Below are 12,043 nucleotides of genomic sequence, written 5' to 3' on the forward strand. Positions count from 1 at the left end.
TAAGCATTTTAAAATTCCAGCCACAAAATGAAGGCTTTCTTTAAGAAATGTATACTTTTGTAATGCATTTTGGTTCTCGAAAGTTTGTTTCAACTTTTGAAGATTAAAAGGGAATTCCGTTAAAATCGGAAGCTGTTCCCGCAACTGTAAGCTTAGTACGCCAATGGCGTATGCTTTATTCCTCAACTTCGTAACCACTGTTCCTCGGAATGGGAAGGTTGAATAAAGACGCAAGCCAGGAGACCTGCCTCAATGTGTAATTTTTTAAAACGAAGACTTTCGGGATAAAGGTCGAGTGGTGTATGAAGTACTCTATAATTTACAGTGCCTTGGCGTATTTTATTACGACGCTAAGTTACTCACAGTTGGATTCTATCCAGAAATTGGATGAAGTTTTTGTAGTTGACCGTCAAATTAATCGGTTTTCGACGGGTCAGATCCTACAATCTATTTCCAGCCAAACTTTGAAGGAGACACCAGGTCTGCTGACAGACGTTTTGAAGGAAAACACGCCTATTTTCTTCAAGCAAAACGGCTATGGTATGGTTTCGTCTCCTAGTTTTAGAGGGACAACAGCTCAACAAACTGCAGTGGTTTGGAATGGTTTTAATATCAACTCACAATTTAATGGTCAAACTGATTTCAATACTCTGTTGGTCGATGGATTTGATGAGCTATCTGTGAGACCAGGTGGGGGAAGTGTGATTTATGGAACAGGAGCCATCGGCGGAAGTATCCACCTAAAAAATGAATTGAGATTTTCCGGTGAAACCAATTCAAGTTTAAGCGCTAGAGTAGGCAGTTTTTCAACTTATCAAAATTTACTCAAAGCTTCAACCTCTAATGATAAGTGGAGTTTATCCTTGGCTTTATCCCGACTTTCTTCTGAAAATGACTACGACTGGCCTGGAACCAATAGGCAAAACCTTAACGGTGAGTTTGAACACTATAATGCCAACTTAAGTGTTTCCCGAAAAATAGATCAAAATAATCGAATTACTTACCATGGGATGTATTTCAATGGGGATAGAAATTTTTCTTTGGTATTCCCATCGGATACTCCTTCTAACTATGCTAATGAGGATCATCGACACATGTTGGAATGGGAGAGTCGCTTTTCTGAAGTGAAATCAGTTTTCAAACTCGCTTATTTTGATGAGTTTTTCGAATATACTGCTAATGTGAATACTCCCAGACCAACTGGAGCGACCGCTCAAACTGCTCTAGCTCGATATAGCTTGTTTTATACGTACAGAGATTTTGATTTTAATGTGTTGAGTGAATATAATTATAGTACTGCAGATGGAGCTAATGTGCTTTCAGAAAGCCGGACGATTGCCAGTTTTGCTCTTTTAAGCAAATACCATTGGAATGATCTTACTGCAGAAGTTAGCGTTCGACAAGAATATTCTGATGTTTATGACAGCCCGTTTTTATTCAGTTCTGGATTGAATTATGAATTTTCAAATTATGTGACAGCTAAAGCAAACGTATCCAAAAACTTTAGAATACCCACTTTCAATGATTTGTACTGGGAGGGAAGTGGAAGAACGGATTTGTTGCCAGAAACTTCCAATCAAGCAGAGGCTTCGCTAATTTTTTCGGATACCAAAGACAAACATCAGTTGTCGCTTACTGGCTATTACAATGATATTACCAATTTGATTCGGTGGACACCAAATACAGAAAATATTTGGCAACCCGAAAATGTTGATAAAGTCGAAACTTATGGATTGGAAGCAAACTTCAGAAGTCAGCTACAATATGGTGAGCATAAGTTGAGAATTAATTCCTTATATGCGTATACCATTTCAGAAAACAAGCAAACTGGTTTTCAGCTCACGTATGTTCCCAAGCATCAGTTGACAAATAACCTGACTTACGAATTCGGACGATTTTCAACTAAAGTTCAAAGTTTATTTAATGGAGAAGTTTTTACCAGAGCAAATAATAGTGAAGGTGATATTTTGGAAGATTATATGCTTTGGAATGCTAGCGTTTCATACTTGCTCCCAGAATTTCAAGATTTAAAATTATCATTTCAAGTGAGAAATATAGCAGATACACCTTATCAAACTTTAGAAAACAGACCCTTGCCAGGAAGGCATTTTTTTATACAAACACAACTTAATTTTTAAAACCCAGATTAAATGAAACAGTATTCAAACTTATTTTTATTGCTTTTATCCATCCTCATCGTATCCTGTAATAGTGATGATGACAATAATGAACCTTTTATTCCTGATGGTGATTATTTTGATGGAACGCTTATTCTAAATGAAGGAGGGTTCTCAGGGAGCTCTTCGGTTTCTTTTATTTCGAATGACCTCAGCGAAGTAGAAAATTCTATTTTTGAAAATACCAATGCCGATCAAAGCGTTGGATTATTTCCTCAATCTATATTTTTTGATGGTGATAGAGCTTTTATCATCTCCAATGGTTCAAATAAAATTAGTGTAGTCAATCGATTTACCTTCAAATTGATGGAAACTATAGAAGGCGATCTAAATGTCCCACGTTATGGAACTGTTCTTAATGGAAAAGCTTACGTCACAAATCAGGCTGCTTTTAATTCAGATCAAGATGATTTTGTAGCGGTTATCGACCTTGAAACTCTACAAGTAGAAGAAACGGTCTTATTAGGTGCAGTAGCAGAGCATATTGTAAATGCAAATGAAACTATTTATATACAAAATCCTTCCCTCTTTGGTAGTGAAAATCCAGTTAATAGTGTTTCTGTTTTTAATCCTTCAAGCAATAGCATTGAAGACGTAATACAGGTAGGTGATAATTTAAATTCCTTAAAAGCTTTCAATAATAAAATTTATGCTCTAGATGATGATGGTGTGAAGATTATAAATACAGCAGATTTTAATATTGAAACTACAATAAATAAACCTGAAAACTCGGTCTCACTCAATAATTTAAGGATAGAAAGCGGACAGATGTATTACACTTCTGGAACAGCAGTTTATTCTTCTTCTCTATCTGCAACTGAATTATCATCAGAAATCATTTTTGATTATGAAAGTGAACTTACTAATGGAACACTTTATGGATTTGATGTCAATGAAGGTCAATTTTATTTGGCTGATGCTGCAGACTTTGCCTCTAACGGGTCAGTATTTATTTATTCTTCTTCCGGAGATCTATTAGCCGACTTTACAGTTGGTCTAAATCCAAACGGCTTTTATTTTCAATAATTCTTTATCCTAATTTTTAATTACAGCTTTATGCAGAAATGTGTAAAGCTGTTTTTGTTTATCATGTATTCTATTAACATAAAATTTGTAATTTCGAATTTATCATATCCAAGATTTAAACTTGCTAAAACGACTAAAAACGCTCTTACAACATTCCACTTTTTTGAAAGTAAGTTCTTTCAACAGTTTTTCAGTGGTGGTAAAGATGATTACTGGCTTAGGAGTTTCCAAATTGACAGCACTTTATCTTGGTCCACAAGGCATCGCTGTTCTTGGCAATTTGAGAAACGCTTTGGACATCTTCCATAAATTCTCTAGCGGGGGTTTAACGAATGCAGTAGTAAAATATTCGGCAGAAAATAAAACAAAACCACAGGCTTTTTCACAATTTTTATCCACTTTGTTATATTTTGGATTGGTGACTTGTGTCATCAGTATTAGTGCTATTTTCTTCTTTTCAGACTGGATCAGCACATTGATTTTCGGAAACAGAAACTTTGTAAATGTCATCCAAATCTCAGCCTTTGTTTTACCGCTGCATGTGATGAATATCTACTTGATGTCAGTACTCAAAGGGTTTAGCGAATTTGGTAACGTTATTAAAATTAATATTTCTGCCCATATTTTAAATCTTTCAGTATTTGCTATTTTGCTTTCCATCATGGATCTTGAAGGTGCCTTATTGGCTGTAGTCTTGGTCCCCTCAATGATGCTTTTTTTTACTTTATATTATGTGCGAAACCACTTTGGAATATTAAAGTCTTTTTCGCTGAGTGAGTTTTCATCTCCAATGCTGAAGAATTTAGGACAATTTGCTTTTATGACTTTGATTTCCAGTGTGAGTTTCCCTCTGGTTTTTTTAGGAATTCGAAGTTTTTTGATAAATACTATCGGTGAAGTTGGTGCAGGCTACTGGGAATCTACTTTAAGGATATCCAATTATTATTTGATGTTTGTTCTGTCATTATTGAATCTTTATGTTTTACCGAAATTGGCCAGTGCAACGACTCAATCAGAATTCAGAAGCATTGTATTTACATTTTACAAGCAAGTATTACCGTTTTTTATATTAGGATTAGTTATAGTTTATTTGTTAAGAGAATGGATTGTTAGATTGGTGTTTTCTGAAGAATTCCTACCTGCAGTAGATTTATTTTTGTGGCAAATTGTTGGTGACTTTTTTAGAGTTTTAGCTTTGGTGATGGTATATCAGTTTCATGCCAAGAAAATGATGTGGCATTATATAATCACAGATTTGTTTTTAGCTTTAGGACTGTATTTGTCAGCTTTATATTTTATACCTATTGTTGGACTTGAAGGTGTTGTTTTAGGACATGCCCTTACTTATTTTTTATACTTTATTTTAATTTTAACCGTTTTCAGAAAGGCTTTGATATTGGAAAAGCAATGAACTCAGAACCAACTTTAGAAATACTTATCTCTACGATGAACAGGAAAGATATTTCATTCCTGAAAGCCATGTTCCCACATCATGAACTGGTAGATCTTCAAATTTTGATAGTGAATCAAACTCAATTGAATGAAGACTTAGTTTCTGACGTTGAAAGTATTCGTGTTATCAATTCCAGAGAGTCTGGTCTGAGTAAAAGTCGAAATTTGGCTATTGAAAACGCAATCGGAGATATTTTGGTTATCGCTGATGATGATATTCAATATTTACCAAATTTTGAAAAGACCATTCTGGAAGCCTATGAAAAGTATGATCAAGCGAGCTTGATTTCTTTTCAGTATTTGGATGAAAATCATAAATTGAGCAAAATATACCCTAGAAAAGAAGGATATATCAAACGTACTAAGCAATATTTGTCATCTGTAGAAATGACCTTTAAAGCCAGCCACATTCAACACCATAAGCTGAGATTTAATGTTGATTTTGGACTTGGTGCTAAATTTGTTTGTGCAGAAGAACAGGTTTTAAGGCATGTGTTTATTTCCCGAGGTCTAAAAGTGGTTTTTGTAAGAACACCGATATTGATTCACAAGGGAAAAACCTCTACTTCAGATATGGGGAGGCCAGATTTAGTAAGAGCTATCACAGCCTATAAGTACTTAGTGTATAAAAAATGGGCCTATCTTTGGCTGCTTAAGTACATTTTTTTTCTTTACAGGTACGATTATATACCTTTTGTAGATATGCTAAAGACTTATCGATACGGTTATGAAGGAATTTTAGAGATCATAAAAACCAATAGATGAATCAAAAGTATAAATTTATAATCTTATGGATGTTTCCACTATTTACCTCGCTAGTCCTTCAAGGATTAAGTTTTGGTTGGAATAGAGTAGTTTTAGGTAATGCGCTTGAAAACTTTTTCACGCTTCTTATTCTACTATCTATACTACTACTTTTAACTGCTAAAATCAGGAGGATTATTCAATACCTTTTCTATGTGTTATGGACTCTCAGCTGTCTCATAGAGACTATTTATTACTACATTTTCAAAGCTAACCTAAGTGCTTCATCCATATATATATTGCTAGAAACTAATCTTGCAGAGTCCAAAGAATTTTTTGAATTCTATTTTAATCCTTCCATACTGATTATGGTAATTGGATATCTAATATTTATCATCTTATTCTTTGCTAATGGTATTGCCTTAAATATTGATGTATCGAATTTCAAAAGAAAGTTATTGCCATTTTTCACTCTTATTTTATCTGTAGTTTTTCTTTTAAAAACCGGATACATTCAGTACAACTTTGCATTCTTGACTTTGAGATCTATCAAAGAATATATAATTGAATACAAAGAAATTGACTCATTCAATATTGATAAATCTATAGTAGATATAAAAGGTTTCTCTTTCAACGATAACTTAGAAAAAGCAACTTTTGTACTTATACTCGGAGAATCTACTACAAGAAGCCGGTTGAGTCTCTATGGATACTCTAGAAATACAACGCCTTATCTTAAGAGCATTCAGAGTAATTTGAAGGTTTACGATGACGTTATTAGCCCAAATGCATTTACAATTGGTTCTCTCAGAAAAGTATTGACTTTGAACGGATTAAGTGATATGAATGATTTTTCAATTATTCAGCTAATGAACCAAGCAGGTTTTAAAACCTTTTGGATTTCCAATCAAAGACCAATTGGAGAGTACGAAAGTTTGGTTACAAAAATTGCATCTGCAAGCGATGTATACCAAATTAAAAATACGGCTCTTGATGGAAGTATTACACCACATGATGAGGTGTTAATTCCTTTATTTGAAAAGGCGCTTGATGATGATGCTCCTCTGAAATTTGTTGTTTTACATCCCCTCGGAACACATATGAAGTACTCGGATAGGTATCCGGAGTCTTTTCAAAAATTTAAAGGTGAGAGTCCGTCAAATTTTAAAAATGTTCGAGCTCAACAATTGTCAAATGATTACGATAATGCAATACTGTATTATGATCACTTTATAGAACAGATTCATAAAAAACTACAAGTCTTAGAAGAACCCTCTTACATGATTTATTTTTCAGATCATGGCGAAGAGGTTTTTACTGATATAGATTTTGCAGGGCACATGGATGACAATCCGACAAAATCCATGTATGAAATTCCTTTCTTTCTTTGGACAAATTCTAAATTTAAAAATAGTAAGCCTTTGACTAGCAACCTTAAATCACCATATTCAGTTCAATATTTTATGCATAGTTTCTCAGATCTAAATAAAATCAAATTTGAGGGATTTGATTCTACCAAAAGCATTTTTTCTGAAGATTTTAGGCCTCATAAACGAATCATAGCCAACGATATCGACTACGACTTATATTTTGAAAATACATCACAAAATAATTGAACAGATTTATCTAAAAGCTGTTAGATACGTACCTCTTCTCATTAATAAAATTTGAATGGTTTTTAAGAATCTCAACAATAAGGGAGGTAACTTCAACAGAAATTTTTGTTTATTATTGAGATTTTGAGGGTCTATTTCTGAAATCACTTTTTTCCATAATATATCACCCTCTAGTTTGCATCGAATCACCAAAGCATATCTATTGACGTCAAGGTAATTTTTTAAAGACGGATGTTGCCTTTCTTCTAGTTTATATTTAGAAACAAAATAAAACCGATCTGAATTGAATTTTGATTTTGCTAAATTGTTTTCACTGTCTTTTATGTATTTTAAACCTACTTTTGGATGAAAAGCAACAGGAAACTTTAAAGCTCCTCGTACGAAGAAATCTAAATCTTGAGCGGTTCTTAGCTTAGGATCGAATTTACCAATCTCAAAAAACACATCTTTTCTAAAGGCACATGTACATGAACATAGTATGGGATCGGCTAAACTTTCTTTAAAATAATCTCTAATAATCACAGGTTTGTTTTCAATGTAGTTAGGCAAAACAGCCAGACGAGTAGCGTTATCTTTGCTATTTATTTCATACCTATCTCCATAAAAGCCAGCATTTGGGAATAACTTTATGAGCTGCTTAAGAGAATTGAGGTGATGGGGATACCAATAGTCATCAGCATCTAGCAAGGCGATGTATTGACCTTTCGCCTCAAAGATGCCTTTGTTTCTGGCTACCGAAACACCTTGGTTTTTTTGAGAGATTACTTTTAATCTTGAATCTTTTACAGACTTTACTTTTTCTAGGCTACTGTCCGAGGAACCATCATTTATTACTATGATTTCAAAATCATTATACTCTTGTTTTAATACACTATCTAAAGTTTTTAGTATATAATTTTCTTTATTAAAAAGAGGGATAACAACAGAGAAGAAGTGACTCATTGCCTGTTGATTTTACAGAAATAGCCTAATTTATAGATATTGAATAAGGTCACAGTGTTTCTATCTGATGTCAATCTATTTCTGATATGATTTTCAAAACAAATGAATGTACGAGCGAAAATTCCTTCAAGTTTAAGAGATTTTATTTTTTCAAAAACATTCAAAATTTGAATTTCATCAGAGGGAATCAATTTTGAATCGTAGATAGTTTTCAAATTTCTTAAAGAAAATTCATTTTTATCAATAAACACAGAATCCTCATCTATGTCTTTGTGAATAACCGGATTGTTTATATGTTCTATATGACTTCGCTTTTTTTTCAATTCATATGCAAATAAAGTGTCTTCATGTCCGTATTTGGTGAGAATTTCATTAAATTTTATTTGCTCAAATAGCTCTTTCTTAATAAGTAGATTGTTTGTTAATGTTGATAAATAAGGCTTTTTTAAGCGTTCTACTACCGTTTTGTCTTCTTTGTAGTAGCCATATTTCCACCTCAATTTATTCTTATGTTCTATAGAATACTCATGCTTTCTTCCGCCATAAATGGCCTCAGTTTTTTTAGTGATTTTTGATAAATAGTTGGTCAAAAACGAATTGGAATTTGGCATTACATCGCAATCTAAAATAAGTAAATATTCAAAATTAGCATGTTCTGCTAATAAATTAATAATTCTGCCTCGACCTAAATTTTGGTCTAAATACCTATAATTTAGATTAAATTCTTGAGCTACTTTTCTATTTTCTTCAACAAAGAAACTTGAATGGTCATCAAAAACTATGATTTCTATAGTTTCATTCAAGACCAAAGATTGATGATATAATTCTTTTATCAGTGGAGAAATATCAAAATTGTATGCAGGAATTAATATAGAAAGCATATCAAATTAGGTGTTTTTTTGGAGTACATGAGTGGTTGCATATTTCAGCCAGGTATTTAAAGGAGTATCTATGCAACATTTGAATTCATATTTGGTATATCTGTACAATTTTAGATTTTAACTAACTTTACAAAGTTAACCAAATTCATATGTGTTATTAAAAATCGACAACAAATAGCAAAGCATATTTACAATCATCTTGATAGCAATCGAGAAGAGATTGTACGTCAATTCCAAAATAATACAAATACGATCCCTTATTTCTATTTGGACGAGTTACTTCCTGTTGAATTTGCCAAACAACTTTTTGATGTGTTTCCAAAGAGTTCTGAGATGATGCATAAAAAAAGCATTAGAGAAGATAAGTATGTAGGTTTTAAAATGGATAAGTACAATGCAATGCTCGAGGAGTGCATCTATGCCTTTCAGGATTTAAGAGTTGTAGAATTGATTTCTGAAATATGCGGAATTGAATCAGCACTTCCAGATGAACATCTCTATGCAGGAGGACTCTCTAGCATGGGCAAAAATCAATTTTTGAATCCTCATTTAGACAATTCACATGATAAAGATAGAAAGCTTTGGCGAGTTTTAAATCTCTTATATTACATCACACCATCTTGGGAAAAAGCTTATGGTGGAAACTTAGAGTTATGGCCAAATGGATTAAACAAGGAAGCCATTACTATACATTCTAAATTTAATCGATTGGTAGTCATGGCAACACATCAAGAATCTCTTCATTCGGTTTCACCTGTTACACACGAAGGTTTTCGATGTTGCATATCCAACTATTACTTTTCAGAAAAACCATTTCGCGAGGACGATGAATTTCACGTCACATCATTTCGAGGGCGACCAGAAGAAGCTTTAAAAGATAAAATCTTGAAGCTAGATAGTAGCATTCGAATGGGAATTCGAAAAGTGTTCAAAAAAGGGATCATCAAGAATCCTCATGTTTACAAAAAAGATGAAGATTAATCTTTTGCTTTGATTTAACTCCCAAGGGCTTACCTCAAAAATTCAAATGAATAGGACTGCATACTTTCAAATGCTTTAGTTTTCTTTTGGAACAGGAAAACCTCTATCTCTCATCAACGCATCAATTTCTGCATCTTTTCCCCTAAATAATCTGTAAGCCTCAGCAGGATCAATTGCATTTCTTGGAGCAAAAAGGAATTCAACCAGTTTGTTGGATAAGGTTTCATCATAAAATCCGCCTTCAGCTTCCGCGAAGGCTTCAGCTGCATCAGAAGTTAGTACATCTGCCCATAGGTAACCATAATAACCTGTGGCATAACCTTCACCTGAAAAAACATGTCCAAAGTGTGGAGAGCGATGACGCATCACCAATTCTTTTGGCATTCCTAAGTCGTCCAAAGTTTCCTTTTCAAAAGTTTTAGGATCTATTTCACTCGGATCTGTTGTATGATACTTCATGTCCATAATAGCTGAAGCTAAAAACTCAGTAGTGGCAAACCCCTGATTGAATTTTGAAGCTTTCTTTATTTTTGCTATAAGCTCTTTCGGCATCGGTTCGCCTGTTTCATGATGCTTTAGGTAATTGTTGATCACTTCATCTGTATAAATCCATCTTTCTAGCAACTGAGATTGAAATTCAGTATAATCTCTTACACCACCGTTCAATGTTGGATACTTTACATCTGCACTCAAGAAGTGTAAGGCATGACCGAACTCATGAAAGAAGGTTTCAGCATCATCCCAAGAAACCAATACGGGTTCACCTTCTCCAGCTTTTACAAAATTTGAATTATTTGACGCCAGAACATTGGTTTCACCATCGAAACTAGTGTAAGAACGGTAAGTAGTTGCCCAAGCACCGGATCGTTTTCCCTTTCTTGCATATGGATCTAGATAAAACAAGCCTACGTGACTACCGTCTGTAGATTTGGTAACTTCAAATACTTTCACGTCCTCATGAAATACAGGAACACTTCCATCTGTAATTTCAGAAAATTCAAAATCAAAAAGTCTTCCGGCCACATAGAAAATGGCATCTGTAAGATTGTCTAAAACCAGGTAATTTTTGACTTCTTCCGAGTCAAGGTCATATTTTTCTTGTCTTACTTTTTCTGCGTAATAGCGGTAATCCCAGGCTTCTATTTCAATTTCAGCATTTTCGTCGTTGGCTACTTCTTGCATATCCTCAACTTCCTCCTTAACTCTTGCTATTGCAGGAGGCCACACAGCCATCAATAAATTCATGGCATTCTCAGGATTTTTTGCCATTCTATCCTGAAGTCTCCATTGTGCATAATTATCATATCCTAATAACTCTACGCGCTCATCTCTAAGCTTCAATATTTTCTTTATCAACTCATTATTATCGTACTCATCTTCGTTATCACCTCTGGAGTAATAGTTTCTCCAAACTTTCTCACGCAACTCTCTTTCATCGGAATAAGTAAGAAAAGGATCCATAGAAGATCTCGTATTTACAATAGCATATTGGCCTGGTTTTTCTTGCCTTTCGGCTTCTTTTTTTGCAGATTTAATAAAAGAATCAGACAAGCCACTTAGTTGGTCTTCATTTAGAAAAGTGACATAGTTTTCCTCGTCGTGAAGTATATTGTTTGAGAAATCTGTATAATATTTAGATAATTCTTTATTGATTTCAGCATAACGGGCTTTGTCTTCATCATTTAAATTTGCCCCATTCATTTCAAAAGACTTATAAACTAACTCAACAACCCGTTGCTCTTGAGGTTTTAAGTTTTCTTCTAAACTATTATCGTGAACTGTTTTTATTCTTTTGAATAACTTCTCGTTTTGGCGAATTTTAGACTGGTAATCTGATAATTTTGGAGATAATTTTTGTTGAATTTCTCTGAATTTATCAGAAGATAAGTTACTACTCCAGATTCCATAGTATGTATACACTCTGTCCACTAGTTTTCCAGCTCTTTCCATAGCTTCTATGGTATTTTCAAACGTAGCGGGTTCAGTAGAATTTGCAATATCCTGGATTTCTGAAAGATGTTTTTCGATAGCATAATCCATCGCTGGCTCCAGATCTTCAAGATTCATGGATTCAAAATTTGGAACTCCTTGATAAGGACCATCCCATTCTTTAAGAAGTGAATTTTCTTTCATTGAGTTTTCTTTAGATTTTTGTTTGCATGCTATACTTAATGTAAGCAAGCTCAATACGATTAGCTTCGAATAAATTTTCATAAATTATAGT

At 33.8% G+C, this 12,043-nt stretch carries 9 protein-coding genes and 1 riboswitch; of the genes, 6 read left to right on the forward strand and 3 right to left on the reverse strand.

The window, feature by feature from the left end; translation table 11 throughout:
* The first annotated feature begins 53 nt into the window (after positions 1–53).
* Positions 54–266: riboswitch (cobalamin riboswitch) on the forward strand.
* A 36-nt stretch (positions 267–302) separates the two neighbouring features.
* The 5 genes from LB452_RS05375 (at position 303) to LB452_RS05395 (ending at position 7,015) form a co-directional block, all read left to right on the forward strand.
* The gene (locus tag LB452_RS05375; RefSeq protein ID WP_224460705.1) at positions 303–2,138 is read left to right on the forward strand and encodes a TonB-dependent receptor; all 1,836 of its coding nucleotides are present in this window, start codon (positions 303–305) and stop codon (positions 2,136–2,138) included.
* A 12-nt stretch (positions 2,139–2,150) separates the two neighbouring features.
* Positions 2,151–3,203, forward strand: a complete 1,053-nt coding sequence (locus LB452_RS05380) for a YncE family protein (protein ID WP_224460706.1) — start codon at positions 2,151–2,153, stop codon at positions 3,201–3,203.
* A gap of 163 nt (positions 3,204–3,366) precedes the next feature.
* Positions 3,367–4,614, forward strand: a complete 1,248-nt coding sequence (locus LB452_RS05385; protein ID WP_224460707.1) for an O-antigen translocase — start codon at positions 3,367–3,369, stop codon at positions 4,612–4,614.
* Positions 4,611–5,420 (forward strand): glycosyltransferase family 2 protein, encoded by an 810-nt coding sequence (locus tag LB452_RS05390; RefSeq protein WP_224460708.1) that lies wholly within the window; start codon positions 4,611–4,613, stop codon positions 5,418–5,420. Before LB452_RS05385 ends, LB452_RS05390 begins: the two co-directional genes overlap by 4 nt.
* A complete protein-coding gene (locus tag LB452_RS05395; protein ID WP_224460709.1) occupies positions 5,417–7,015 on the forward strand; it encodes a sulfatase-like hydrolase/transferase in 1,599 nt (532 codons plus the stop codon). The genes LB452_RS05390 and LB452_RS05395 overlap by 4 nt, the downstream gene beginning before the upstream one ends.
* A gap of 6 nt (positions 7,016–7,021) precedes the next feature.
* Here LB452_RS05395 and LB452_RS05400 read toward each other — a convergent pair whose 3' ends face one another.
* Together LB452_RS05400 and LB452_RS05405 are read right to left on the reverse strand one after the other, a co-directional pair.
* Positions 7,022–7,957 (reverse strand): glycosyltransferase, encoded by a 936-nt coding sequence (locus LB452_RS05400; RefSeq protein WP_224460710.1) that lies wholly within the window; start codon positions 7,955–7,957, stop codon positions 7,022–7,024.
* Positions 7,954–8,838 (reverse strand): glycosyltransferase family 2 protein, encoded by an 885-nt coding sequence (locus tag LB452_RS05405; protein WP_224460711.1) that lies wholly within the window; start codon positions 8,836–8,838, stop codon positions 7,954–7,956. The genes LB452_RS05400 and LB452_RS05405 overlap by 4 nt, the downstream gene beginning before the upstream one ends.
* 267 nt (positions 8,839–9,105) lie before the next feature.
* On the opposite strand from LB452_RS05405, the gene LB452_RS05410 reads away from it, so the two are divergent.
* Positions 9,106–9,819, forward strand: a complete 714-nt coding sequence (locus tag LB452_RS05410) for a 2OG-Fe(II) oxygenase (RefSeq protein ID WP_224460712.1) — start codon at positions 9,106–9,108, stop codon at positions 9,817–9,819.
* Between the two features lie 75 nt (positions 9,820–9,894).
* Here LB452_RS05410 and LB452_RS05415 read toward each other — a convergent pair whose 3' ends face one another.
* A complete protein-coding gene (locus LB452_RS05415) occupies positions 9,895–12,033 on the reverse strand; it encodes a M3 family metallopeptidase (protein WP_224460713.1) in 2,139 nt (712 codons plus the stop codon).
* Between the last annotated feature and the right edge of the window lie 10 nt (positions 12,034–12,043).

Origin of the sequence: Psychroflexus longus (assembly GCF_020164595.1) — a bacterium.
Classification (GTDB): Bacteria; Bacteroidota; Bacteroidia; order Flavobacteriales; family Flavobacteriaceae; genus Psychroflexus; species Psychroflexus longus.